22 protein-coding genes and 2 tRNA genes are annotated in these 23,891 nt (G+C 68.6%); 7 read left to right on the forward strand and 17 right to left on the reverse strand.

Going from position 1 to position 23,891, the window contains the following annotated elements; genetic code table 11:
- Positions 1-4: 4 nt before the first annotated feature.
- The 3 genes from CQ047_RS10115 to CQ047_RS10125 all read right to left on the reverse strand — a co-directional run bounded on the left by CQ047_RS10115 (position 5) and on the right by CQ047_RS10125 (position 2,434).
- Positions 5-142, reverse strand: coding sequence for a methionine/alanine import family NSS transporter small subunit (locus tag CQ047_RS10115; RefSeq protein ID WP_105674817.1), 138 nt, complete (start codon positions 140-142; stop codon positions 5-7).
- The gene (locus tag CQ047_RS10120) at positions 139-1,755 is read right to left on the reverse strand and encodes a sodium-dependent transporter (protein ID WP_105674819.1); all 1,617 of its coding nucleotides are present in this window, start codon (positions 1,753-1,755) and stop codon (positions 139-141) included. Before CQ047_RS10120 ends, CQ047_RS10115 begins: the two co-directional genes overlap by 4 nt.
- 76 nt (positions 1,756-1,831) lie before the next feature.
- Positions 1,832-2,434 (reverse strand): TetR/AcrR family transcriptional regulator C-terminal domain-containing protein, encoded by a 603-nt coding sequence (locus CQ047_RS10125; RefSeq protein WP_105674821.1) that lies wholly within the window; start codon positions 2,432-2,434, stop codon positions 1,832-1,834.
- Between the two features lie 191 nt (positions 2,435-2,625).
- On the opposite strand from CQ047_RS10125, the gene CQ047_RS10130 reads away from it, so the two are divergent.
- From CQ047_RS10130 to CQ047_RS10140, 3 genes are all read left to right on the forward strand, one after another.
- Complete coding sequence (locus tag CQ047_RS10130) at positions 2,626-3,876, forward strand: MFS transporter (RefSeq protein WP_105674823.1); 1,251 nt, start codon at positions 2,626-2,628, stop codon at positions 3,874-3,876.
- Complete coding sequence (locus CQ047_RS10135; protein ID WP_105674825.1) at positions 3,873-5,504, forward strand: amidohydrolase; 1,632 nt, start codon at positions 3,873-3,875, stop codon at positions 5,502-5,504. Before CQ047_RS10130 ends, CQ047_RS10135 begins: the two co-directional genes overlap by 4 nt.
- 61 nt (positions 5,505-5,565) lie before the next feature.
- Complete coding sequence (locus CQ047_RS10140; RefSeq protein WP_105674827.1) at positions 5,566-5,961, forward strand: VOC family protein; 396 nt, start codon at positions 5,566-5,568, stop codon at positions 5,959-5,961.
- 9 nt (positions 5,962-5,970) lie between these two features.
- Here the strand turns inward: CQ047_RS10140 and ppsA are convergent, their stop codons facing one another.
- The 4 genes from ppsA to CQ047_RS10160 all read right to left on the reverse strand — a co-directional run bounded on the left by ppsA (position 5,971) and on the right by CQ047_RS10160 (position 10,319).
- Complete coding sequence (gene ppsA, locus CQ047_RS10145) at positions 5,971-8,346, reverse strand: phosphoenolpyruvate synthase (protein ID WP_105674829.1); 2,376 nt, start codon at positions 8,344-8,346, stop codon at positions 5,971-5,973.
- A gap of 125 nt (positions 8,347-8,471) precedes the next feature.
- Positions 8,472-9,323 (reverse strand): pyruvate, water dikinase regulatory protein, encoded by an 852-nt coding sequence (locus tag CQ047_RS10150; RefSeq protein ID WP_105674831.1) that lies wholly within the window; start codon positions 9,321-9,323, stop codon positions 8,472-8,474.
- A 233-nt stretch (positions 9,324-9,556) separates the two neighbouring features.
- Positions 9,557-10,069 (reverse strand): GNAT family N-acetyltransferase, encoded by a 513-nt coding sequence (locus CQ047_RS10155; protein ID WP_105674834.1) that lies wholly within the window; start codon positions 10,067-10,069, stop codon positions 9,557-9,559.
- Between the two features lie 161 nt (positions 10,070-10,230).
- Positions 10,231-10,319, reverse strand: a tRNA-Ser gene (locus tag CQ047_RS10160).
- Between the two features lie 174 nt (positions 10,320-10,493).
- Between CQ047_RS10160 and CQ047_RS10165 the strand changes: the two genes are divergently transcribed.
- Positions 10,494-11,336 (forward strand): peptidoglycan-binding protein, encoded by an 843-nt coding sequence (locus CQ047_RS10165; RefSeq protein ID WP_105674836.1) that lies wholly within the window; start codon positions 10,494-10,496, stop codon positions 11,334-11,336.
- Between the two features lie 105 nt (positions 11,337-11,441).
- Here CQ047_RS10165 and CQ047_RS10170 read toward each other — a convergent pair whose 3' ends face one another.
- Positions 11,442-13,730 (reverse strand): glycoside hydrolase family 3 C-terminal domain-containing protein, encoded by a 2,289-nt coding sequence (locus CQ047_RS10170; protein ID WP_105674838.1) that lies wholly within the window; start codon positions 13,728-13,730, stop codon positions 11,442-11,444.
- A 95-nt stretch (positions 13,731-13,825) separates the two neighbouring features.
- Here CQ047_RS10170 and CQ047_RS10175 point away from each other — a divergent pair, with 95 nt between their 5' ends.
- The gene (locus CQ047_RS10175; protein ID WP_105674840.1) at positions 13,826-14,398 is read left to right on the forward strand and encodes a TetR/AcrR family transcriptional regulator; all 573 of its coding nucleotides are present in this window, start codon (positions 13,826-13,828) and stop codon (positions 14,396-14,398) included.
- Positions 14,399-14,512: 114 nt separating this feature from the next.
- On the opposite strand, the gene CQ047_RS18685 is transcribed toward CQ047_RS10175, so the two are convergent.
- The 6 genes from CQ047_RS18685 to serS form a co-directional block, all read right to left on the reverse strand.
- Positions 14,513-14,998 carry a hypothetical protein gene (locus CQ047_RS18685; RefSeq protein ID WP_146114314.1) on the reverse strand — a complete coding sequence of 162 codons (486 nt, stop codon included), beginning with the start codon at positions 14,996-14,998 and terminating at the stop codon, positions 14,513-14,515.
- Positions 14,999-15,108: 110 nt separating this feature from the next.
- Positions 15,109-15,576 carry a peptidoglycan-binding protein gene (locus tag CQ047_RS10180; protein ID WP_181155901.1) on the reverse strand — a complete coding sequence of 156 codons (468 nt, stop codon included), beginning with the start codon at positions 15,574-15,576 and terminating at the stop codon, positions 15,109-15,111.
- Positions 15,577-15,722: 146 nt separating this feature from the next.
- Positions 15,723-16,970: an LCP family protein gene (locus tag CQ047_RS10185; RefSeq protein WP_105674844.1), complete on the reverse strand. Its 1,248-nt coding sequence runs from the start codon at positions 16,968-16,970 to the stop codon at positions 15,723-15,725.
- Between the two features lie 167 nt (positions 16,971-17,137).
- Positions 17,138-17,222 (reverse strand) — tRNA-Ser (locus CQ047_RS10190).
- A 42-nt stretch (positions 17,223-17,264) separates the two neighbouring features.
- Positions 17,265-18,086, reverse strand: coding sequence for an HAD family hydrolase (locus CQ047_RS10195; protein ID WP_105674845.1), 822 nt, complete (start codon positions 18,084-18,086; stop codon positions 17,265-17,267).
- Complete coding sequence (gene serS / locus CQ047_RS10200) at positions 18,083-19,354, reverse strand: serine--tRNA ligase (RefSeq protein ID WP_105674847.1); 1,272 nt, start codon at positions 19,352-19,354, stop codon at positions 18,083-18,085. The genes CQ047_RS10195 and serS overlap by 4 nt, the downstream gene beginning before the upstream one ends.
- Before the next feature lie 113 nt (positions 19,355-19,467).
- On the opposite strand from serS, the gene CQ047_RS10205 reads away from it, so the two are divergent.
- Complete coding sequence (locus CQ047_RS10205) at positions 19,468-19,848, forward strand: nuclear transport factor 2 family protein (RefSeq protein ID WP_105674849.1); 381 nt, start codon at positions 19,468-19,470, stop codon at positions 19,846-19,848.
- 32 nt (positions 19,849-19,880) lie between these two features.
- Here the strand turns inward: CQ047_RS10205 and CQ047_RS10210 are convergent, their stop codons facing one another.
- A complete protein-coding gene (locus tag CQ047_RS10210) occupies positions 19,881-20,396 on the reverse strand; it encodes an RNA polymerase sigma factor (protein ID WP_105674851.1) in 516 nt (171 codons plus the stop codon).
- A gap of 62 nt (positions 20,397-20,458) precedes the next feature.
- Between CQ047_RS10210 and CQ047_RS10215 the strand changes: the two genes are divergently transcribed.
- Positions 20,459-21,457: a diacylglycerol kinase family protein gene (locus CQ047_RS10215; protein WP_105674853.1), complete on the forward strand. Its 999-nt coding sequence runs from the start codon at positions 20,459-20,461 to the stop codon at positions 21,455-21,457.
- 73 nt (positions 21,458-21,530) lie between these two features.
- Here the strand turns inward: CQ047_RS10215 and CQ047_RS10220 are convergent, their stop codons facing one another.
- Complete coding sequence (locus CQ047_RS10220) at positions 21,531-22,268, reverse strand: hypothetical protein (protein WP_105674855.1); 738 nt, start codon at positions 22,266-22,268, stop codon at positions 21,531-21,533.
- Between the two features lie 66 nt (positions 22,269-22,334).
- Complete coding sequence (cls, locus tag CQ047_RS10225) at positions 22,335-23,795, reverse strand: cardiolipin synthase (protein ID WP_105674857.1); 1,461 nt, start codon at positions 23,793-23,795, stop codon at positions 22,335-22,337.
- Positions 23,796-23,891 lie beyond the last annotated feature (96 nt).

Consider the following 23,891-nt stretch of genomic DNA (forward strand, 5'->3'; position numbering starts at 1 on the left):
CCGCCTACAGCTCGACGGGCGGGGCCTCCGGCTCGCTCTCGGCGACCTCGGGGTGGCGGGCGAGGTTCACGATCGCGGCGATGAGGCCGCCCCAGACCGTGACCATGGCGATGATCATCATGACGACGGCTGCGGCGCTCATGCGACCGCTCCCCTCTGCTCGGGCTGCGCGTGCGCGGCGGTCTCCTGATCGGGGTCGTAGTGCTCGACCGCGAGGAACTCGTCGTAGTCGGGGTCGTCCTTCGCGTGCGAGCGCTGACCCCACGGCAGCAGGGCGAGACCGAAGGCGAGCACCACCAGCGCGATCACCATGCCCCACCCGAAGATGCCGAGGAACCACGCGGGGTACCCGCTGTAGGGGTTCGCGATCTTGTCGATCAGTCCCGTGACGAAGAGGTATCCGAGCACGACCGGTGCGAGCACGCCGACCAGCAGCATCCACACCCGTCCGACGGGAAAGCTCGACCGCCGGTTCAGGTGATCCTTGAGCGCGGGGAGCCTGTGCAGCATCCAGGCGACGACGATCACGGCGACGAGGGCCACCGCCATGATCCCGAAGGCGTTGACGAAGGCATCCGTCGTGTCCAGGACCGAGAGCGCGGTCGTCGTCGAGAAGAGGGCCATCGAGATGACCGCCAGCGGGATCGACACGGTGAGCGTCGTGCGGATGCGGCTCCACCCCAGCTTGTCCTGCAGGGCGGCGACGATCACCTCCAGGATCGAGATCAGCGACGTCACCCCCGCGAACACGAGCGCCCCGAAGAACAGCACGCCGATGATCGATCCGCCGGCCGCCTGCGACACGATCGTGGGGAACGCGATGAACGCCAGTCCGATGCCCGACGAGGCGACACCGGAGACGTCGGTGCCCTGTGCCTGGGCCATGAAGCCGAGCGCCGCGAACACGCCGATGCCGGCGAGGATCTCGAAGCCCGAGTTCGCGAAGGCGACCACCAGCCCCGACCCGGTGAGGTCGGTCTTGCGCTTCAGATAGGACGAGTAGGTCACCATGATGCCGAACGCCACGGAGAGCGAGAAGAAGATGTGCCCGTATGCCGAGGCCCACACCGCGGGATCGGCGAGCGCCTCCCAGTCGGGTGTGAAGAACGCGTTCAACCCGTCGAGGGCGCCGGGCAGGAAGAGCGACTGCACCACGAGCACCGCGAACATCACGGTCAGCAGCGGCATGAGGATCATGTTCGCGCGCCCGATGCCCTTCTTGACGCCGAGGCACATGATCACGATCACGGCCAGCCAGACCACGACGAGGGGAAGACCGACCTGCGGCACGAACTCGGTGGAGACGCCCGTCTTCGCGACGTCCGCCGACTGCAGGAAATCGGAGAAGAAGAAGTCGTTCTCGTTGCCCGGGCCCCAGGTGAGCTGTGCGGAGAACCACGTGTACATCGCCGACCACGCGATGATGACGGCGTAGTAGACGGAGATCACGACGCAGATCAGGACCTGCCACCAGCCGAGCGTCTCGGCGGAGCGGTGCAGGCGCCGGAAGGCGAGCGGCGCCGACCCGCGGAAGCGGTGGCCGATCGCGTAGTCGAAGAACAGCAGGGGGATGCCGGCGGTCAGCAGGGCGCACAGATAGGGGATGAGGAACGCGCCTCCGCCGCCCTCGTACGCGACGTAGGGGAAGCGCCAGATGTTGCCGAGGCCGACGGCCGATCCGATCGCGGAGAGGATGAAGACGTTCCGCGAGCCGAACGCCTCGCGCTTGTGGGTCTGCGTCGCTGCGGTGGGCATGCGGGCGAGACTACCCGAGATGACGGACGGATGCCGGGGGCGAGCCGCGACCTCGATGAACCGGTGCGGCTCGGGTCTATGCGGCCAGCCGCGCGCGCAGCGAGTCGAGCAGCACCGAGACGCCCAGCTCGAAGGTGCGGTCGGAACGGGCCTCGCCGCGCTCTGCTCCGTCGAGGAGACGCCCGAGGGTGCGGGTCTCCCCCTCCGGCTGCCAGATGTCATCGGGGGAGGCGAGGTCGAGTCCGAAGCCGATGGCGAAGGCATCGATGAGGGCGATGATCGCGAGGATCTCGTCTTCGGGGAATCCTCCGTCGACGAGCACCGTCGCGAGCTCGTCGTAGGCGGCGATCACCGAGGGGTGGGTGATCGTCTTGCCGATGAGCAGGGGCACGAGCTGCGGGTGGTCGGCGTACATGCGGCGCTGTGTGCGGAGCACGTCGACCAGATAGTCGTCCCATGCGTCGCCCGACGGCTCGACCCGGTATCCGATGATGAGGCGCCCGCGCATGAGCTCGACGATGCCGTCCATGCCGTCGACGTGGTTGTAGAGCGACGACGGCCGCACGCCGAGGCTCCGGGCGATGGCGTTGACGCCGAACGGCTCTCCGGCACGCGACAGGGCGAGTCCGGCATCGCCGATGATCTCGGCCGACAGCAGCGGCGTGGTCGGTCTCGGCATGGTTCCTCATTCCCAGGAGATCGTCACGTGCTCGCAACACAGGGTCTTCCCTGCGACATCTCCTCTGTGCATAATAATGAACACCATTCGTTTACGAACACCATTCGTTTATGCGTGGCATGCCCCACCCGCGCATCCCGCCTCACCCGACACCCGCGCACACCGCCGTGCGCCCGCCCTTGGAGTCCTCCATGACCGTTCCCGATCTCCGCACTCGAGTCCCCCTCCGCCTGCCGACCGCCACCGCCACCTTCGCCATCGGCATCGCCGGCTACCTCGGCGTCAACCTCTCCCCCTACATGATCACCGCGGCGCAGACCGCCCTCGGCATCGACGTGCTCGCGGCCAGCTGGCTCGTGACGGCCACTCTGCTGCTCACCGCCGTCTCCGGGCTCTCGATCGCACCGCTGTGCGCCGGCATCCACCGCCGCACGGTCGCGCGCACCGGCCTCGCCCTCGCCGTCCTGGGCTTCGGCGCGGCGGCGTTCCTGCCCGGCCTCGTGCTTCCGGGTCTCCTCGCCGGCGGCATCGGCGCCGGCGGTGCGGTCGCCGCATCCGGTGCGGCGCTGGCCGCGTTCCGCAACCCCGACCGCGTCGCCGGGTTCAACGGCCTCGCCAACCGCGGAGTCATCACCGTCGTGCTCGCCGTCATCCCGCTGATCGGTCTCGCCCCCATCGACGTGTTCGGCGCTCTGGCGCTGTTCAGCCTGATCGGCCTGCTCGTGTCGGCGTGGCTGCCGGCGGCGCCCGTCATCGCACCGCAGGCCGCGGCCGCCGTGGCGGAGGCCATGCCGATCGACATCCCCGAGACCGGCGCGGTCAGGGTGTCTCCTGCGCGGTCGCGCCTCGTGACGATCGCGGGCTTCGGCCTGCTCGTGACGTTCGCGCTCTGGGCCGCCAGCGAGGACTCGCTGTGGGCGATGGCCGGGGTCATGGGCGCCGAGCAGACCGGCCTCACCCCCGAGGGGCTCGGCATCGCCCTCAGCGGCGCGACCGCCGGAGGACTCCTCGGCTCCCTGCTGCTCATGATCGTCGGCGACAAGCTCGGCCGGGCGGTGCCGCTCGTGATCCTGCTCGTCCTCGGCGGGGCGCTGAAGATCGTCGAGGGCTTCACCACCGATCCGACGGCGTTCATCGTCGTCTTCATCGCCTGGAACACCGTGTACGCGGTCGCGTTCATGTACTTCGTCTCGACCTCGGCCGCCCTCGACGCCGACGGCCGCTGGTCCGGGCCGCTCCTCGCCGTCTATCTCGTCGGCTCCGCCCTGACCCCGGTGATCGGCGCCGCGCTGGTCAGCGTGCTCGGCTATGAGGGCTTCGCGATCGCGCTCGGCATTGCGAGCTTCGTCCTCGCCGTTCCCGCCGGGGCGATCGCCCTGCTGTCCACGCGCCTCGAGCGCACCGCCACCACCGTCGTCGCCCACGAGGAGATCCCCGCATGACCCGCACTGAGCGACCAGAGGGAGTCGAAGTGACCCGCACGCTGTACCGCAACGCCCGCTTCTTCACCGCCGCCGACGACGCGCAGTGGGCCGACGCCGTCGTCGTGGAGGACGGCAGGTTCGTCTTCGTGGGCGCGGAGGCGGATGCTCCGGCATCCGATGCGGTCGTCGATCTCGACGGGCGGGCGGTGGTGCCCGGATTCACCGATGCGCACACCCACCTGCTCATGATGGGCAGCGCGCTCGGACAGGTCGGCCTCACCGACGCGCGCACCCTGGAGGAGATCCAGGAGCGCCTGCGAGCGGCCCGCGCGCAGGCTGAGGGCGAGCTGTACGGTCGCGGCTGGCTGTTCGACGCGATCGAGGGCGGCCAGCCGACCGCCGCGATGATCGACGCCGCCGTCTCCGACATCCCCGTCTTCCTCGACGCCAACGACTACCACTCGTGCTGGGTGAACAGCGCCGCCCTGGCGAGGCTCGGCATCACGCGCGACACCCCCGATCCCATCGGCGGGCGCATCGAGAGGGATGCCGCGGGCGACGCCACCGGGATGCTGTACGAGACCGCGGCCCAGCAGTTCGCCTGGACGCACCGCGACGCCACGACCACCGACGCGCAGCGCGACGCCGACGTCGAGCGGGTCGTCGCCGCCTACCTGGAGTCCGGCGTCACCGGAGCCGTAGACATGGCGTTCGATGAGCTCGGTCTCGCCGCACTCGGCCGCGCGGCCGCGCGGGGGGCCCTACCGCTGCGGATCGACGCGCACTGGTTCGTCGCCAACACGGGAGACGACGCCGCGAACCTCGCCCAGGTCGCACGGGCGGCCGAGCTCGCCGCCGCTCCGCAGGCCGGGGTGCGTGTGCGGGGCATCAAGCTCGTGCTCGACGGCACGATCGACGCGTGCACGGCGGCGATGAAGAGCCCCTACGCCGACGGGTCGAACGCCGACGCGATCTGGCCGGCCGAGCGGCTGTTCCCCGTCGTCGCGGCGGCGGATGCGGCCGGCCTGCAGATCGCGATGCACGCGATCGGCGACGCCGCGAGCACGCTCGCACTCGACGCGATCGAGCACGCCGTCGCGCAGAACGGAGACCGCCCCCGACGCCATCGCATCGAGCACCTGGAGTATGCGGCCCCCGGCACAGCCGAACGCATGGCGAGGCTCGGAGTGACCGCGTCGATGCAGCCGGTGCACGCCGACCCCGCGATCTTCGCGAACTGGGCCGCCCAGCTCGGCGATGATCGCGTCGACCGCGCGTTCGCGTGGCCCGAGTACGAGGATGCCGGCGCGCTCCTCGCCTTCTCGACGGATGCGCCCACCGCGCCGCACGAGGCTCTCGCGAACATGTACGTCGCGGCGACCAGGGCGTCAGCGCTGGACCCGTCGGCGCCCGCGGTGCATCCGCAGTTCGCGCTGCCCTTGGAGCGGGCGATCGCGCATGCGACGCGGGATGCCGCGGCATCCGTGGGCGACGGCGCCTGGCGCGGAACGATCGCGGTCGGGCAGGCCGCCGACTTCGCGGTGCTCGACGTCGATCCGTTCGTAGAGGGGGCGGCCTCGCTGCTCGGGGCTCACGTCGTGCTCACCGTGATCGCCGGCGTGGAGGAGTACTCCGCGGCGGAGTGATCGGCGATGCCCGTCGGCCCGGCCTCTGGACAGGCCGCGCCGACGGGCGCATGCTGAACGCATGACCGCCTTCCAGACCACGCACGCGTTCAGCGGGTTCAGCGTCGACGACATCGACGCGGCCCGTTCCTTCTACGGCGAGACCCTGGGACTCGACGTGTCGACGAACGCCATGGGGTTCCTCGACATCCGTCTGCCCCAGGGCGGCTCGATCCTCGTGTACGCCAAGCCGAACCACACGCCCGCGAGCTTCACGATCCTCAACTTCCCGGTCGACGACGTCGAGGCCGCGGTCGACGAGCTCAACGCCCGCGGTGTCGTGACGAAGATCTACGTCGACCCCGACTTCGGCACCGACGCGAAGGGCATCGCGCACGGCGGACCCGGCCGCGGACCCGACATCGCGTGGTTCACCGACCCCGCAGGGAACGTGCTCTCGGTGCTCGCCGCGAGCTGAGCCCCGCGCCTACGCGTTCAGCCTCGCGAGCCGCAGCCAGGTCTCGACCACGGTGTCGGGGTTGAGGGACATCGACTCGATCCCCTCGCCGACGAGCCACTCGGCGAGGTCGGGGTGGTCGCTCGGGCCCTGCCCGCAGATGCCGACGTACTTGCCCGCCCTGCGGCACGCCTCGATCGCCATCGACAGCATCTTCAGCACCGCGGGGTCGCGCTCGTCGAAGGTCGCCGCGACGAGCCCGGAGTCGCGGTCGAGGCCGAGCGTGAGCTGGGTCATGTCGTTCGAGCCGATCGAGAAGCCGTCGAAGTACTCGAGGAACTCGTCGGCGAGCACGGCGTTCGACGGCAGCTCGCACATCATGATGACGCGCAGTCCGTTCTCGCCGCGGCGCAGGCCGTTCTCGGCGAGCAGCTCGGTGACGGCCGCCGCCTCGCCCAGCGTGCGCACGAAGGGCACCATGATCTCGACGTTCGTGAGGCCCATCTCGTCGCGCACGAATCGCAGCGCTTCGCACTCCATGTCGAAGCACTCGCGGAAGTCCGCCGAGATGTAGCGGGATGCGCCGCGGTAGCCGATCATCGGATTCTCCTCGTGCGGCTCGTAGATCTCGCCGCCGATGAGGTTCGCGTACTCGTTGGACTTGAAGTCGCTCAGTCGCACGATCACGGGTTCGGGCGCGAAGGCCGCGGCGAGCATCGAGACGCCCTCCGCGACGCGCTTCACGAAGTACTCCCGCGGAGAGTCGTAGGCGGCGATGCGCTCGGCGATGTCGGCCTTCAGCTCGGCGGGGAGCGTGTCGTGATCGAGCAGCGCCCGAGGGTGGATGCCGATCTGCCGGTTGATCACGAACTCGAGACGGGCCAGCCCCACGCCCTTGTTGGGCAGCTTCGAGAAGGCGAAGGCCTGGTCCGGGGTGCCGACGTTGAGCATGATCTTGACGGGGCTCGCGGGCATCTCGTCGAGGTGGGTGACGACCTCCTCGAAACCGAGGATGCCGGAGTAGACGAAGCCCTCGTCCCCCTCGGCGCAGGAGACGGTCACCTCCTGCCCGTCGCGCAGCGCGGAGGTGGCGTCCCCCGTGCCGACGACGGCGGGGATGCCGAGCTCGCGCGCGATGATCGCCGCGTGACAGGTGCGGCCGCCGCGGTTGGTGACGATCGCGGAGGCGCGCTTCATGATCGGCTCCCAGTCGGGATCGGTCATGTCGGCGACGAGGACGTCGCCGGGGCGGAACTCGTCCATCTGATCCAGCGAGGTCATCACCCGCACGGGACCCGCGCCGATCTTCTGCCCGATGGCGCGCCCCACCGTGATCGCGGTGCCGGGGGCGTTGAGCACGAAGCGCCGCGTCACGTTGCCGTCGGTGCGGCTCACGACCGTCTCCGGCCGTGCCTGCAGGATGTAGAGCTTTCCGTCGATGCCGTCCTTGCCCCACTCGATGTCCATCGGGCGGCCGTAGTGCTCCTCGATGACGAGCGCCTGGCGCCCGAGCTCCTCGACCTCGGCATCCGTGATGCTGAACCGCGCGCGCTCCGCGACCGGCACGTCGGTGAAGACGGTGCTCGCGCCCACCTGGGTCGCATCGGCGTAGACCATCTTCACGGCCTTCTCCCCCACCGACCGCTTCAGGATCGCCGGGCGCCCGTCGCGCAGGGCCGGCTTGTAGGCGTAGAACTCGTCCGGGTTCACCGCGCCCTGCACGACGGCCTCGCCGAGCCCGTATGAGCTGGTGATGAACACGGCCCGGTCGAAGCCCGACTCGGTGTCGACGGTGAAGAGCACGCCGGATGCGCCCACGTCGCTTCGCACCATCCGCTGGATGCCGGCGGACAGCGCCACGTCGTGGTGGTCGAATCCGTGGTGCACCCGGTACGCGATCGCGCGGTCGTTGTAGAGGGAGGCGAAGACGCTGCGGATCGCGGCGAGGATGTTGTCGATGCCGCTGATGTTGAGGAACGTCTCCTGCTGACCGGCGAACGACGCGTCGGGGAGGTCCTCCGCGGTGGCGCTGGAGCGCACAGCCCAGGAGACGGAGTCGGGCTGCGGGTCGGACGCTACGAGGGTCGCGTACGCCTCGCGGATGTCGGACTCGAACGCCGCGGGGAGCGGCTGGCTCTCGATCCACTCGCGCACGTTCGCGCCGACGCGCGCGAGCTCGGCGACATCATCGACGTCGAGGGACTCGACCGTCGAGCGGATGCGGTCGTAGAGCCCGTCCGCCGCGAGGAAGTCCCGGTACGCATCGGCGGTGGTCGCGAAGCCGCCGGGGACGCTCACACCCGCGCCCGACAGGTTCGAGACCATCTCGCCCAGCGAGGCGTTCTTGCCGCCGACCTGAGCGACGTCGTTCATGCCGATCTGCGTGAACCAGAGGATGGTGGTCATGGTGTTCTTCTTTCGGGTCGGAACCTAGTCGTCGAGCGAGCGATGGTCGGTGAGCGAGCGATGGTCGTTGAGCGAGCGAAGCGAGACGAAACGCAGAGACGAAACGCAGAGACGAGACGAGCTGTTCAGCTCCGCAGCCTCATGGACTGCATGATCACGGCGGACATCTCCTCCACGGACTTCGTGGAGGAGTTCAGGAAGGGCACGCGGTTGCGGCGGTAGAGATCCTCGGCCCGGCGGATCTCGAGGGTGCACTGGGCGAGGCTCGAGTACGTGCTGTCGGGGCGGCGCTCATGCCGGACCTGGCTGAGCCGGAGGGGCGTCGTGGTGAGGCCGAAGCACTTCGACGCGTACTTCGCGACCGTGCGCGGAAGACCGTCTGCGGGGTAGTCGTCGTCCGTCAGCGGATAGTTCGCGACGAGGAGCCCGTACTGCAGTGCCAGGTACATCGTCGTGGGCGTCTTGCCGCAGCGCGACGGCGCGATGATGATGACGTCGGCGATGTCGAGGGCGCGCATGCTCTGTCCGTCGTCGTGCTCGATGGCGTACTCGACGGCGCGCATCCTGGCGAAGTAGCGCTCCATGTCGCCCACCCCGTGGAACTGGCCGAGCTGCTCGGATGCCGTGCTCCCGAGGCTCGTCTCCAGCTCGCGCAGGTGCCCGCCGAGGAGGTCGATCATCACTCCGCCCGCATCGGCGAGCGCGGCGAGGATCTGCGCGGACTTCACGGTGGTGAAGATGATCGGCTCCTCGCCGTCTCCGCGCTTCGCTCTGATGTCGGCGGCGACGTTGTCTGCACCGTCGATGGAGTCGACGAACGGCACGGTGTGGCGCCGGAAGGTCACCGCGGGGAAGTTCGCCAGCAGCGCGTTGCCCAGCGTCTCCGCGGTGATGCCCGTGCTGTCCGAGACGAAGTACGCGTCGCGGGAAGAGGTGCCGTCGCCGTGCAGCGCAAGACCGGGCCGCGGAGTGGTCATCGGGCGCACCTCACTGTGATCGGATCGGGATGCCACAACCGTATGAAAGAAGTGCACCCCACGATCACCGATCCGCGAGTTAAGAACAGCAGAAATTGCCACTACGGCATGTGCCGCTCCGCCCGCATCGCTCGCACGCTCCGCAGACGCCGGGTGCGCGGAAGGTGCGCACCGTCGTCACTCCGCGAATCCGATGCAGGATGCCTGCGGCATCCGCCACCCGCGCCGTCCGCTCAGGGGACGAGCGGTTCCAGGGTCTTCGCGAGCTGGTGGTCGGCGTAGGGCGACGAGGAGAAGCGCTCGACGGTCTCGTACCCGAGTCGACGATAGAGGCGATGCGCCTCGGCGAGGTCGTCGCGCACCGTCAGTCGCAGTGTGCGGATGCCGCGACGCGCGCTGATCGACTCGATCTCGGCGAGCAGCGCCTGTCCGACGCCGCGTCCTCGTGCGGTGCCGTCGACGAACACCCGCGTGAGTTCCCCGACTCCCTGCTCGATCACCCTCATGCCACCGCAGCCGACCGCGCGGCCCCCGTCTCGGGCGACGAGCAGGAACCCCTCGTCGCCGCAGAGGTCGTCGCTCGGTTCGTCGAGCATCGCCGCCGTCACCTCAGCGGCGGTCGCCGGCCGCCCCCAGTACCGGCCGACGATGTCGATGAAGAAGCGCTCCAGAATCGCGCGCCCTTCCGGAGACCGGGGATCCACGAGAGCCAGGGTCAGCGGCGCATCCGAGTATCCAGAAGTCATGACGGTCCTCTCGGCGATCAACGCCTGCCCGGCCGCGTGCCGTGCACAACCCTCGCTCGCTCCTGTCGCACACCCCGGAGCAGGGATCCACACGCGCGGATCATCGGAGCGAGAACGTCGACAGCGTCTCGAAAGACGGGCTCTGACCAGGGAATCTACTGCGGAGACGAGGGGATTTGAACCCCTGGTCCCCGTGAGGGGACTCCACCTTAGCAGGGTGGTGCACTCGGCCGGACTATGCGACGTCTCCAGGCATCCGAGCCGAAGACGCGGATGCACCCTGCAATCATAACGGGTCGGACGTGCAGTCACGAATCGGGTCTCCGTGGCCGTGGAACAACCCGGATGCCGTCGCCGATGTATCACCGACGGTCCAGCGCGCTCCTTCCCTGGGAGAGATCTTTCGCCGACGAAGGAGAAGACGATGAACGTCGCACCATGGAGCACGATCGGACCTGGCGCTGACTGGGCGCCGGTGCGGAGCATCCAGTACTTCCTATGCGTCCACGGCCACACCGTGGTCGTAGACGGCGTCTACGGGCCGCAGACCGCGGCGGCAGTGTCCGCCCGGCAGGCCGCCGTCGGGCTGCCCTCCGACGGCGTGGTCGGGCCGCAGACCTGGCCCCACCTCTACGTCGCCAGCCAGCAGGGCGATCACGGAGACGCGGTGCGCGCCGTGCAGCAGTTCGGGCTCGTTCCCTCCCCCGGGCTTGACCCGCTGGTGGTCGACGGCGACTTCGGTCCGCTCACCGCCGACCGCGTGCGCCAGTTCCAGTGGGCGTGGGGGCTCGGGCAAGACGGCGCCGCCGGCTACGAGACCTGGTCGTTCCTGAGCGCGCTCGTCCCGGGCGCCGATCTCTGGCCACTCGTGAAGGTGGGGGCGACGCAGGACTCGAACTGGCGGGTGCTGGCCGCCCAGCATCTGCTGCGGCATCGCGGAGCGACGATCTCCGCCGACGGTGTCTTCGGACCCCTCAGCGGTGCAGCGATCCAGGCGTTCCAGCAGACGCTGCGGGCGACCTTCATCAGCACGACGGTCGGCCTCCTCGACTGGCCGGCACTGATCGACACCGTCTCGCTCGGCGCGACCGGGGAGGTGGTGCGCGCCGTGCAGACGCTGCTCCCTGCGCCGCTCGCCGTCGACGGCTCGTTCGGTCCGCAGACGGATGCCGCGGTGCGCAGCTTCCAGACGATGTTCGCTCCCCCAGCGGACGGCGTCGTGGGACCGGAGACCTGGCAGGCGCTGACGCTGCCGAAGTTCGACTGACACGGGGTCGATGCCGGCATCCATCGTCCGCCCTCCGTACATGCCGGCGCCCCTCCTCTGCAGATGCACAGGAGGGGCGCCGGTCGGGCAGCGACGGTGCGCGGGTCAGCCCTGCGGCACCGCGCCCGCGTTCGCCGCGGCGAGCAGCTGCTCGACCTGCTCGTAGGTCACGTCGATGCCGGGGAAGCCGACCAGGCGACCGATCGGGAACGACGCCATCATCTTCTGCATCGCCTCGTCATTGGGCATCATCGACGCGGCCGAGGAGTCGGCGCCGGTCAGCTCGCCCATGAAGCCGCCGAGCGCACCCATCACGATGGGACCTGCGACCGGGTGCGCCACGACGTCGCCGATCGACGAGTTCATCGTGAGAGGCAGCACGACGGCGTCGCCCTCCACCGCCACGGCGACCGTGGAGCGGATGTCGCGGCTGGACGCCGCCACCTCGACGGTGTACTCGCCGCCCTCGACGACGAAGCGGTCGACGCGGATGTCCCAGTACGCGAGGTCCTCTCGGCGCACGACGACCTCGACGGTGCGGCTCTCGCCCGCAGCGAGTTCGACGGAGGAGAACGCCTTGAGCTCGCGCGGCGCACGCTGCGCGATCGACCCCGCCAGCGACACGTACACCTGCACGACCTCGCGGCCGTCGCGGTCACCCGTGTTCGTCAGCGCGAACGACACGGCGATGTCGCCCGCCTCGGTGACGGATGCCGTCGCCTCTCCGTACGCGAACGTCGTGTACGACAGGCCGAAGCCGAACGGGAAGGTCACCTCGAGCCCCTTGGCGTCGTACCAGCGGTACCCGACGAGCAGCCCCTCGCCGTAGCGGACGTGGCCGAACTCGCCGGGGAAGTTGCCGTAGGAGGGATTGTCCTCGAGACGCACGGGCACCGTCTCGGTGAGCTTGCCCGAGGGGTTCACGGTTCCGTAGAGGACATCGGCGACAGCGCTGCCTCCGGCCTGTCCGAGCAGCCAGCTCTCGACGATCGCGGGCACCCGGTCAGCGAAGGGCAGCGCCACGACACCGCCGTTGGACAGCACGACGACCGTGTTCGCGTTCACCTCGAGCACGGCATCCAGCAGAGCGAGCTGCGCGGCGGGGAGGTCGATGTGCTCACGGTCGAAGCCCTCCGACTCCTCCGCGGCGGGCAGCCCGAGGAAGACGACCGCGACCTCGGCCGACGACGCGGCGGACACGGCCTCGGCGCGCAGCTCCTCAGCCGAGCGCCCCGACGCCGCGATCGCCCCGCCCTCGACCGCGAAACCGGGAGCGTACGACACGGCATCGCCGGCGACGGCGCGAAGAGCGTCGAGAGCGGCATCCACCCGAGTGGGGTTGATGAGCGAGGAACCCGCGCCCTGGAAGCGGGGCTCGGCGGCGAACGCCCCGATGACGGCGACCTTCTGCGAAGGGGTCAGCGGCAGAACGCCGCCGTCGTTCTTGAGCAGCACGATCGAGCGACCAGCGGCCTCACGGGCGAGCGCGTGGTGGGCGTCGACATCCAGCGGGCCAGCGACGACCGGGCGCCGCTCCGACTTGCGCACCAGATCGATCGCGCGGGACGCCGCGGTGTCGAGCACGCTCTCTGCGAGCTCCCCCCCGCGCACGGCGGCGACGAGCTGGGCATCCGTGCGCCCGCCCGATGCGGGCATCTCCAGGTCGAGGCCGGCGGCGACCCCGGCGACGCGGTCGTTCACGGCGCCCCAGTCGGAGACGACGAGTCCGTCGAAGCCCCACTCGTCGCGGAGCACGCTGGTGAGGAGCCACGGGTCCTCAGAGGTCCAGACGCCGTTGAGGCGGTTGTACGAGCACATCACGGTCCACGGCGCCGCGTCCTTGACCACGCGCTCGAAACCGCGCAGGTAGATCTCGCGCAGGGGGCGGGGGTCGACGTCTGAGCTCGACCGCATCCGGTCGAACTCCTGGTTGTTGGCGGCGAAGTGCTTGAGCGACGTGCCGACGCCCTGCGACTGCACACCGCGCACCGAGGCCGCACCGAGCACGCCGGAAACGATCGGATCCTCGGAGAAGTACTCGAAGTTGCGTCCGCACAGCGGAGAGCGCTTGATGTTGATGCCGGGGCCGAGCACGACCGCGACGTCTTCGATCGCGGCCTCGACGCCGATCGCCGCACCGACGCGCTCGATGAGCTCAGGGTCCCACGACGAGCCGATGCCCACCGCCGGGGGGAAGCAGGTCGCGGGAACGCTGCTCGCGAGACCGAGGTGATCCGTGCCGCCCGCCTGCTTGCGGAGCCCGTGGGGGCCGTCCGTCATCATGATCGACGGGATGCCCGCGCGATCGATGGCCTTGGTTGTCCAGAAGTCCGCGCCGCTGGTGAGCGACGCCTTCTCCTCGAGGGTGAGGTCGGATGCCGGGTTATCGGTCATGAGGGTTCCTTTCACAGGCGACGGCGATGTCCTGCGAAAACCATACGACAGTCAGGATTCGATATCAAACGTTGTTCAGGTTTACCCTCGGATGCATGGCACGACGAGGTTCATACGCGAAGGGCGTGGCGCGCCGCGAGGAGATCCTGGAGAGCGCCCTCGAGGTGATCGGCCGCAGGGGGTATCAGAACGCCTCCCTCAAGCAGATCGCGGAGGTGGTCGGGGTGACCCCCGCCGCGCTCCTGCACTACTTCGGGTCGAAGGAGGAGCTCTTCACCGCCGTCCTCCGCAAACGCGACGAGCACGACGGCATGGATCCGCGCTTCGCCGACGACGCCGACCCCCGAGACGGACTCATCGACGTCATCCGCCACAACACCGAGGTGCCCGGCCTCGTCGAGCTCTTCTCACGGCTCGCGGTGGATGCCGTCGACCCGGAGCATCCTGCCCACGCGTACTTCCTCGACCGGAGCGAGCGGCTGCGGGAGGCGGTCGCCGCCGGGTTCCACCGCGACACCACGCGCGAGCCGGCCCTCGACCCCGACACCATGGCTCGGGTGCTGCAGGCGGTCGCCGACGGCCTGCAGCTGCAGTGGATGATCGATCCGAGTGTCGACATGGCCGACATCGTCGAACGTCTCATCGACGCTCTCGCGCCGCGGCGCTGAGGTTGCCTCGCATGTCTTCCGCCTCATCGGACCGGGCCGTAATATGCCAATGGATTGCTCACCGCTCGACGGCGATGAGCAATCCATTGTGAATCTTCGCTCAGGGAGAGTCCCCTACGGCACGTAGTACATCGTCGCCCACCACACATTGGCGTTACGGGTCGTTCCCAGGTTGTGGCACCCATTCCCTTCCCGGTAGAACTTGACGGTTCCGGCACTGCTCGCCATTTCGGCCGCAGTCGCGACCCAGAGCGAAGCATTGTACAACTTGACGGATGCTGCGTTGTTTCTGATCTTCTGCCCGTATCCCGCTGATCCCGAATTCGTCAGATTGAACTTGTCGTTGATCCACCACTCACCAAAGTTCTGCCCGCTGTAGTAGCGAGAAGCACCGGTGCAGTTAGGTGAGTAGTAGATCTCGAACGCCGGGGTGACAGCCGCTGCAGCTACTTGCGAAGCGGAAGCATCCGGGATCGACCTCTCCTGCGTTCTCGAAGTCGCGTCAGGGCCTCCCGTGGACGCCACGGCAGGAGTCGAGATAGCAGCGAGGCCGATGAACAGCACTGCTGCGCTGGCAATTGCAGTGAGACGACGTGTCATTCTCATTGAGGACCTTCTCTAGTCATGTTGTGGTTATGTTCTGCCAAGTACCGTCGCCGGTACGTGATAGCGCGGCCCGACCGAGTCGAACGGGGGCGCGCGTCGGGTTCTCACCAGACGGTGTTGCTGATCTGACTCGCAGGGGAGCACGCGTAATTGATGCTGTTCTTGAACTTCATGCGGCTCTGAGTATTCGGTCCGTAGATCCCATCCGCGACGACGCCGATGGCCTGCTGCACCTGGATCAGTGCGTTCCGGGTCGCCGGGCCGAAGTCGCCGTCCGTCGCGAGGTTCTTGCCGTAGCAGGAGTTCAGTGCGACCTGCAGCCAGGCGACACCGTCGTTCTTGTTTCCTGAGCGGAGGGTGCAGCTCTTCGAGGTCCCGTACGTCGGCACTGTCGCGAACTCGTTGGCGTTGTTGGTCAGCCGAAACGCGGTGGACCGGTTGCAGTCCGCGGTCTTGACGATGATCGATGCGTGAGCATCCGCGGCCGATGCGGGAGCCGCCAGGGCGATGCTTCCGGCGACCATCACGAAAGCGCTCGCCAGGGCGACCGCGACCTTCTTCACTGGGCTCATGTTGTCTCTGCGTCCAATCTCTATAGCTTCCATGAAGACGCTATGAGGATCGGCGGACGACTGTCTGTAGGCACTTCGGGGGACACGCGCCCCCGTCGCTCCCCCGCGCCGGCACCCACGAACCGGACTCGAGAAAGCTGAAGGCCTCAGTTCACCTTGCCGTTGGAGCAGGTCGTCTGCGCCGCGGAGTTGCCCTTGATGGTGTCTGGCAGCGCGACGACGTTCTCCGGCGTCGCGTTCGGGTCCGGCGTCGCGCTCGGGTCGACAGGCGTCTGCGTGGGGCCGGGATCGGTGACGATCACTCCCTCACGATCGGAGTTCTGGTGGGTGACCTGCAGCTGCGCGTTCGCGTTGATCGCGTCCCACATCGCCTGAGCAGCCGACTTGTTCGGGACGACGCGGTTCTTGTCATCCGGATCGGTGTTCGTCGGATACTGCAGGAAGACGATGTCTTCGTACTTGACGGACTTGAGCGCCAGCGCGATCTGAACGATCTTCATCGGGTCCGCGAGGGACTCGCTCGGCTCGAGGTTGTCGATCGCGGTCGTCGCGAGCTTCAACATCACCGGGACGTTGCCCAGCGTCTCGCCGCTGATGAGCTTCTTCGCGAGGTTCGTCATGTACTGCTGCTGGTTGCCGATGCGACCGAGGTCGCTCCCATCGCCGACACCGTGCCGCGTCCGAAGGAACTGCAGCGCTTGCAGGCCCTGCAGCGTGTGCGTCCCCGCGGGAAGGTTGAGGCTCGTGTACTTGTCTCGGATGGGCGAGGCGAGGCAGACATCGACGCCGCCGATCGCGTTGGTGATCTCGATGACTCCACCGAAGGTGACGGATGCCGCGAACTGGACTTCCTGTCCGGTCAACTCCGAGATCGTCTTCACGACGCAGTTCAGTCCGCCGTCGGTGTAGGAGGTGTTGATCTGCTGCTTGCTCATCTCCGAATGAGTCTTGCCCGCGGCATCCTCGCACTGCGGGATGCGAACCATGAGGTCGCGCGGGAAACTGACGACCGTGACTCGGCGCGGTGCGTCCGACACGTGCACGAGGAGGTTCACGTCGTTGAGCGTGCCCTCGGAGTCCTTGCCGGTGCAGCGGGCGCCGAAGTACTGCTTGTAGGCGTCCTCGCAGGTGTCGACGCCCGTGAGCACCAGGTTGAAGCCGCCCTCGTAGGCGCCGATGTCCGGCGGAAGCTCCTTCTGCCCCTCCAGCTCGACGGCGTTCGCGCTGACCGTGCTCGTGAGGTCGTAGATCACGTAACCCGCCACAGCGATGCCGCTGACGAGCACGACCGAGAGGCCGATCGCGATGAACGTCAGAAGCTGGCTGATCGGCCCTGGCGTGCGCAACTGCCCGTGGCGTGCGATGGTACGACGGCGTCGGGTGCTCTTACTCACTCGGGGCCTTTCGGTTCTGGGTGATGCTCGCCCTCCCCGGCGGCGCATCCCTCATGAAGCGGAGAGTAAGGGAACCGGTGGTCCGCCTTCGGCGGTCCTCCTCACGAATCCCACTCAGCCAATCGGTGGCTGAGCGGCCACCCTTCGGGCGACCTCACAGCCACCAGCGGAGGGTAAGGGATTCGAACCCTTGAGACATTTCTGCCCACTGGTTTTCAAGACCAGCTCCATCGGCCGCTCGGACAACCCTCCCGACAGACGAATCTGCCGACAAGCCGTGAGTCTAGCCGAGTTCTATTCTCCGGCGTTGACCTGGGCGGGGGCTGGAAGCGTGTTCAGGGCGCGTGCCAGCCCTCCGTCGATCACGTCCAGGGTCACCTCGCCCGCGGCATCCTTCACTTCTGCGGGCGCCTGTCCCATCGCCACCGCACGCCCGCCGACCGACTGCGACCAGGTGAACATGCCGATGTCGTTCCGGCCGTCACCCGCGACCAGCACCCGCTCGCCGTCGAAGCCGAGCTCGCCGCGCACACGCTCGAGCGCCGTGCCCTTGTCGACGCCGTTCGGAGCGATGTCGAGCCAGGCGGTCCAGCCGATCGCGTAGGACACCTCGTTGAGGCCGGCATCCGCGACCAGCCGGTGGAAGTCCTCTTCGTCGTGCCCCGGCGAGACGACGACGATGCGCGACACAGGCTCGTCCGCGAGCTCCTCGAACGTGACCTGTCGTCCGCCGTCGAGCGTCCAGTCGTCCAGCTGCTGCGTGTACAGGCGCTGTCCTGACCCGAGCTCCACCATGTAGCGCGCCTCGGGGAGGCGATCCTGGAGCAACGCGAGGACGGGCGACGGATCGAAGGTCTCCACGTTCCATCTGATCCATTCGCCGTCGACCATGCGCATGGTGACCGCGCCGTTCGAGCACACCACGAACTCCGGGGTCAACCCCAGCTCCTCGACGTAGCGTCGGGTCGCCATCCAGCTGCGACCAGTGGCGATCGTGACCTCATGACCGGCGTCGCGCAGACGGGCGACGGCCTCGGGCACGCCGGGGCTCATCGTCTCGTCCTGCAGCAGGATGGTTCCATCGACGTCGAGGCCGATGAGCCAGGGAGCGGTCACGCCACGGGCTCCAGCACTTCGAGGCCGCCCAGGTAAGGCCTGAGCACTTCGGGCACACGCACCGAGCCGTCGGCCTGCTGGTGCGTCTCGAGGATCGCGACGATCCAGCGCGTCGTGGCGAGGGTGCCGTTCAGTGTGGCCACCGGAGCCGTCTTGGCACCGTCCTCCGGACGGTGGCGGACGTCGAGACGCCGCGCCTGGAAGGTCGTGCAGTTCGACGTCGAGGTGAGCTCGCGGAAGGCACCCTGCGTGGGCACCCATGCCTCGATGTCGTACTTGCGCGCCGCGCTCGATCCGAGATCGCCGGCAGCCACGTCGATCACCCGGTAGGCGAGGCCGAGCGAGGTCAGCATCTCCTCCTGGAGCGCCACGAGGCGAAGGTGCTCGGCCTCGGCATCCTCAGGGGTCGTGTAGACGAACATCTCCAGCTTGTTGAACTGGTGCACGCGGATGATGCCGCGGGTGTCCTTCCCGTATGAACCTGCCTCACGGCGGTAGCAGGTCGACCATCCTGCGTAGCGGAGGGCGCCCTTCGACAGATCGACGATCTCGTCCTTGTGGTAGCCGGCGAGAGCGACCTCGCTGGTACCCACCAGATAGAGGTCGTCGTCCTTGTCGAGGTGGTACACCTCATCGGCGTGAGCGCCGAGGAATCCGGTGCCCTGCATGATCTCCGGACGCACGAGCGTCGGGGTGATCAGCGGCACGAAGTCGTTCTGCAGCGCCTTGTCGAGCGCGAGGTTCATCAGCGCGATCTCCAGACGCGCTCCGACGCCGCGCAGGAAGTAGAAGCGCGAGCCGGAGACCTTGACGCCGCGCTCCATGTCGATGGCCCCGAGGATCTCGCCGATCTCGAGGTGGTCGCGGGGCTCGAAGTCGAAGGCGGGCACCTCGCCGACGCGGCGCAGCTCGACGAAGTCGGCCTCGCCGCCGGCGGGCACGCCGTCGATCACGACGTTCTCGATGCGCGCGAGCGCAGCGGATGCCGCCTCAGCCGCCTCGTTGGCGACGACCTGCGCCTGCTTGACACGATCGGACAGGTCCTTCACCTGCGCGACGAGAGCGGCCTTCTCGTCCTTGGGCGCCTTCGCCACCTGCTTGCCGAACGCGTTCTGCTCCGCGCGCAGATCCTCGAACGCGGAAAGCGCCGCGCGGCGCGATCGATCGGCCTCGAGAGCCGCATCCACGGTCGACTGGTCGTTTCCACGGGCAGCCTGTGAGCGGCGGACGATCTCGGGATTGTCACGAAGAAGAGCGAGGTCGATCATCCACCAATTCTACGGGTGCGATTCCGGGCGCCTCGCCTGTCACAACTCCGCCCGTTCGTCGTCTTCCCCCGTAGAGACCTGCACCCGGCCGGTCTCGCACGAAAGGACACCCCGTGACCACTTCCGTCACCGCCCTCGATCAGCTCAACCTCGCGTTCGCCGAGCGCTTCAACGCCCGTGACCTCGACGGCCTCATGGCCCTCAACGCTCCCGGCGTCGTCTTCGTGCCCGCGCCGGGCCAGCCGGTCACCGGCGACGCCGCCGTGCGCGGAGCCCTCGAGCAGTTCCTGGGGCTGAACCTGCCGATCACCATGACCGTCCGCCGCGCCTTCGAGGCCGGTGGCGTGGGTCTCGCCGTCGCCGACTGGACCATCACCGGCACCGGCCCCGACGGATCCGAGATCGCTCTCGCCGGCACGACGGCTGACGTCGCCGTGTACGACGAGGAGCACGGCTGGCGCTACGCCGTCGACAACCCCTTCGGCACGGTCTGAACGGATGCTGAGGGGCCGGCGTCACCGGCCCCTCAGTCAGCCTCCATACCCGATCTCCGGCACGCGGTCAGAGCCTTGCGCGCGCGGGAGATGCGCTGGCGGGCGGTCGCCGGCGCGATGCCCAGGCGCTCCGCGACCTGGGCCGTGGTGAGGCCGTCGACCGCTGTCAGCAGGAGCGGCTCCCTGAGCGTCTCCGGAAGCGCGTGCAGCGCGGCGAGCGCACCGTCGAGGAAGGTCCGGATCTCGACGGTCCCCGCCACGTCGGCGTCATCCGGGGTGTCCTCATCGAGAGGCGCGTCCGGCCGCCGGGCCCGCAGCCGCGCCAGGTCGATCGCGGCGTTGCGGGCGATGGTGTCCAGCCACGAGCACATCTGCCCGGGCTCCGGTCGCTCCAGGTGCTCGATTCCCCTCCAGGCACGGAGGAGGGTGAGCTGGGCGACGTCGTCGGCATCGTCGACGGGGACGCCCAGGGAGATGCTCCGTCGCCGCAGGCGCTCGGGCTCCCCCTCGATCATGCTGGTCAGCAGCGTGCGACGCGCATCGTCCATCCCGGTCCTCCGCCTCTCCGGTCGCGGCGAGGGCGGCCGATCGTCGGGATTAGAGTAGCGCCATGACGAAGCGCTCTTCCGCACGCCGCCAGGCCGCACTCGTCTACAACCCCATCAAGGTCGACGAGAAGCGCCTCCGCGCGACCGTCCGCGACCTGTCGAGGGACCTCGGGTGGGAGCATCCGGCCTTCTACCCCACGACCGTCGAGGATGCCGGCCAGGGGGCGACGGCCCAGGCGCTGGCGCGCGGCGTCGACGTCGTCCTCGTCGCAGGCGGCGACGGCACGGTGCGAGCGGTCGCCGAGGCGATCGCGAACACGGGCGTGCCGCTCGCGATCCTCCCGAGCGGCACGGGGAACCTCCTCGCCAGGAATCTGGGGCTGCCGCTCGCCGACCCGGCGGAGATGGTGCGCGCCGCCCTCGGGGAGAACCGGCATCCCATCGACATCGGCTGGGCCAGGGTCACCAGAGCCGACGGCGAGGAGACCGAGCATGCGTTCGTCGTGCTCGCGGGGATCGGGCTCGACGCCGACATGATCGCGAACACCCGTGCAGATCTGAAGAAGTCCGTCGGGTGGATCGCCTACGTCGACGGAGCTGCACGCTCGCTCGCGACGGCAGAGCCCTTCCGCGCGGTGTTCCAGGTGGATGACGGACGGCTGCACACGACGAAGGTGCAGAGCATCCTGTTCGCCAACTGCGGCACTCTCCCCGCCGGCATCGCGCTGATCCCCGACGCGTCGATCACCGACGGCACGCTCGACATCGCGGTCATCCAGCCCAGCGGCGCGTTCGGCTGGCTCGGGGTCTGGCGCAAGATCTGGTGGGACAACTCCGTGCTCCGCCGGTTCCGCGCGGGCCGACGAGTGCTCGAGCGGCGGGGCAAGGACGCGTCCGTGCACTACTTCAGCGGGATCGCCGCCGAGGCCGCCGCCGCGACACCCATCCCGATCGAGCTGGACGGCGACGAGTTCGGCGAGGCGGCGAGGATCACCTGCCGCGTCGACCCCGGCGCGCTTCTTCTCGCGCTCCCTGCCGGACACCCGATCCACGCGCTCTGACGGGCGCGCTCACGCAGCGCCATGCCGCGCCGCGCCGCGATCGAGGATGCCGCCGGTTCGCGCCGACCGTCGGTCAGCGCACGGACACGGTTCCGTCGAGCCCGCCGCCCGACAGGGTGAGCGTGAACGCGTCGTCGTCCACGGCGTCGTCGCCGAAGTCGAGGATGGTCGCGCGCGGCGCCATGTCCATGGTGCAGACCTGGGTGTCGTCCGTGACGAACGTGACGGTGCCGGCCGCACCGGAGCCTTCGAGGGAGTCGACGACCGGCGGGCAGCTCGACGAGCCCCACGTGAGCAGGACGAGTGCGCCGTCATCGATCCATCCCGCAGAAGGGGTGTAGTCGGTCGAGGAACCGGGGATGCCGGTCAGCGCCGCGTCGCCGTCGAGGTCGACGTCGTCGGTCACCGCGCCGTACGTCACGTTCAGAGTGATGTCCTTGGTCGGGTCGACGCCCTCCGGGAACGCACCGATGCTGGCACGGGGGGCGAGGTCGGCCGTGCAGGCCTTCTCCGTGGCCCCGTCGGACTGCACGTCCACGAGGGTGACCGTGACGGTCTGCCCCTGAGCGGAGACCTGATCGACCTGCGGGACACAGGTCGACGATCCCCTGGTCACGACGGCGAACATGCGCCCCTCGTCGAGCAGCGCGCCTTCGATGTCGTCGAGATCGTCGCCCGGTGCGGTCGATCCCGCAGACGGCGCCGAAGAGCTCGTCGGCGTGCTCGCCCCGGGCGTCGAGGTGCACCCCGCGACGAGCAGCGCGGCGGTGAGGACGGACAGGGCGGCGATGACACGAGTGGGGGACGTCATGCTGACAGGCTACCCGTCGTGATATTTCCCCCGTACCCCCTAGTTCCAGGGGGACTCTCGACGCCGCTACTGCAGGGCGGACGTGAGCCTGGCGAGGTTGTCGAGCACCGTCGAGCGGAGGGGCTGCTGCATCCATTCCTCCAGCGTGAGCTCGCGGCTCAGCGCGCGGTACTGGGCCTCGACCTCGCGCATCTCCGCGACGAATTCCTCGCCGCGCACGAGCATCGAGACCTCGAGGTTCAGACCGAAGGACCGCATGTCCATGTTGCTCGACCCGATGACGGCCACCTGGTCGTCGATCGTGAGGCTCTTGGTGTGCAGGATGTACGGCTTGCGGTACATCCAGATGCGCACCCCGGCCTTGAGGAGCACCTCGTAGTAGCTGCGCTGGGCGTGATAGACCATCGCCTGATCGCCCTCTTCGGAGACGAACAGCTCGACGTCGACGCCGCGATCGACCGCCGCCGTGACCGCGAGCAGCAGCGCCTCATCCGGCACGAAGTACGGGCTGACGATCATGATCTTCTCTTTGGCCGCGTAGAGCAGGCCGAGGAACAGCCGGAGGTTGTTCTCCACCTCGAACCCGGGTCCCGAGGGCACGACCTGGCAGTCGAGATCGCCCGAACCCGTCTCGGCGTGCGTGATGTCGATCTCCTGCAGCACCGTGTCGGTCTCGCTGTACCAGTCGCTTAGGAAGATGGCGTTCACGCTCAGCACCACCGGGCCGTCGATGCGCACCATCAGGTCGACCCAGTGCAGGCCGCGCTTGATGTTCTTGGGCAGGTTGTACGTCGAGTCGGTGACGTTCTGCGATCCGAGGAACGCCACACGGCCGTCGACCACGAGGAGCTTGCGGTGGTTGCGCAGATCAGGCCTCTGCATCTTGCCCTTGAGCGGCTGCACCGGCAGCATCAGATGCCAGTCGGCGCCCATCTCGTTGAGTCTCCGGATGGTCTGGCGGTACCGCGGCTTCCAGCGGTTCGCCCAGTGATCGAGGAGCACCCGCACCTGCACTCCGCGGGCCGCGACCTCCTCGAGCGCGCGGAAGAAGTTGTCGGTCGCCGCGTCGGACTGCAGGATGTAGAACTCGACGTGGACGTACTCCCGGGCGAGACGGATCTCGTCGGCCATCGCGTCGAGCGACTCCTGGTACTCCGAGATCAGGTGCGCGCCGTTGTCTCCGGAGATCGGCAGCGCCCCGAGAGCCTGGTTCATCTCGACGAGGGGCGGGAACCAGCTGGGCGCATTCGGCCGGAGCGTGCCGAAGTGCAGCTGCTCGCTGGTCTCGTGGATGTACTCGTTGATCTGGTCCTGCTTGCGGCGGCGGGCACGAGGCAGCCGCGGGTTGCCGATGAGGAGGAAGAGGAACACGCCGATGAAGGGGATGAAGAACACCGCGAGCAGCCAGGCCATCGCCGCTGTGGGGCGCCTGTTGCGCGGGATGACGATGATCGCGGTGATGCGGATCGCGAGATCGAGCGCGACCAGGAAGGCGGCGACCCACCATCCCCATGCCTCGGCGCTCATGCACTGCCCTCTCGGCGAGTCGTCACTGCGGCGGACATCGCCTCAGTGGGCACCGCGGAGGGTGCTCGCTTCACAGTAGCCGATGCTGCGGACGTT

This window comes from Microbacterium sp. MYb72 (assembly GCF_002979415.1).
Lineage (GTDB): Bacteria > Actinomycetota > Actinomycetes > Actinomycetales > Microbacteriaceae > Microbacterium > Microbacterium natoriense.

What these genes read in the sequence shown, in the direction of transcription:
- CQ047_RS10115 (WP_105674817.1), bottom strand. Translation starts at nt 142, where the DNA reads ATGAGCGCCGCAGCCGTCGTCATGATGATCATCGCCATGGTCACGGTC.
- CQ047_RS10120 (WP_105674819.1), bottom strand. Translation starts at nt 1,755, where the DNA reads ATGCCCACCGCAGCGACGCAGACCCACAAGCGCGAGGCGTTCGGCTCG.
- CQ047_RS10125 (WP_105674821.1), bottom strand. Translation starts at nt 2,434, where the DNA reads ATGCCGAGACCGACCACGCCGCTGCTGTCGGCCGAGATCATCGGCGAT.
- CQ047_RS10130 (WP_105674823.1), top strand. Translation starts at nt 2,626, where the DNA reads ATGACCGTTCCCGATCTCCGCACTCGAGTCCCCCTCCGCCTGCCGACC.
- CQ047_RS10135 (WP_105674825.1), top strand. Translation starts at nt 3,873, where the DNA reads ATGACCCGCACTGAGCGACCAGAGGGAGTCGAAGTGACCCGCACGCTG.
- CQ047_RS10140 (WP_105674827.1), top strand. Translation starts at nt 5,566, where the DNA reads ATGACCGCCTTCCAGACCACGCACGCGTTCAGCGGGTTCAGCGTCGAC.
- ppsA (WP_105674829.1), bottom strand. Translation starts at nt 8,346, where the DNA reads ATGACCACCATCCTCTGGTTCACGCAGATCGGCATGAACGACGTCGCT.
- CQ047_RS10150 (WP_105674831.1), bottom strand. Translation starts at nt 9,323, where the DNA reads ATGACCACTCCGCGGCCCGGTCTTGCGCTGCACGGCGACGGCACCTCT.
- CQ047_RS10155 (WP_105674834.1), bottom strand. Translation starts at nt 10,069, where the DNA reads ATGACTTCTGGATACTCGGATGCGCCGCTGACCCTGGCTCTCGTGGAT.
- CQ047_RS10165 (WP_105674836.1), top strand. Translation starts at nt 10,494, where the DNA reads ATGAACGTCGCACCATGGAGCACGATCGGACCTGGCGCTGACTGGGCG.
- CQ047_RS10170 (WP_105674838.1), bottom strand. Translation starts at nt 13,730, where the DNA reads ATGACCGATAACCCGGCATCCGACCTCACCCTCGAGGAGAAGGCGTCG.
- CQ047_RS10175 (WP_105674840.1), top strand. Translation starts at nt 13,826, where the DNA reads ATGGCACGACGAGGTTCATACGCGAAGGGCGTGGCGCGCCGCGAGGAG.
- CQ047_RS18685 (WP_146114314.1), bottom strand. Translation starts at nt 14,998, where the DNA reads ATGACACGTCGTCTCACTGCAATTGCCAGCGCAGCAGTGCTGTTCATC.
- CQ047_RS10180 (WP_181155901.1), bottom strand. Translation starts at nt 15,576, where the DNA reads ATGAGCCCAGTGAAGAAGGTCGCGGTCGCCCTGGCGAGCGCTTTCGTG.
- serS (WP_105674847.1), bottom strand. Translation starts at nt 19,354, where the DNA reads ATGATCGACCTCGCTCTTCTTCGTGACAATCCCGAGATCGTCCGCCGC.
- CQ047_RS10210 (WP_105674851.1), bottom strand. Translation starts at nt 20,396, where the DNA reads ATGGACGATGCGCGTCGCACGCTGCTGACCAGCATGATCGAGGGGGAG.
- CQ047_RS10215 (WP_105674853.1), top strand. Translation starts at nt 20,459, where the DNA reads ATGACGAAGCGCTCTTCCGCACGCCGCCAGGCCGCACTCGTCTACAAC.
- CQ047_RS10220 (WP_105674855.1), bottom strand. Translation starts at nt 22,268, where the DNA reads ATGACGTCCCCCACTCGTGTCATCGCCGCCCTGTCCGTCCTCACCGCC.
- cls (WP_105674857.1), bottom strand. Translation starts at nt 23,795, where the DNA reads ATGAGCGCCGAGGCATGGGGATGGTGGGTCGCCGCCTTCCTGGTCGCG.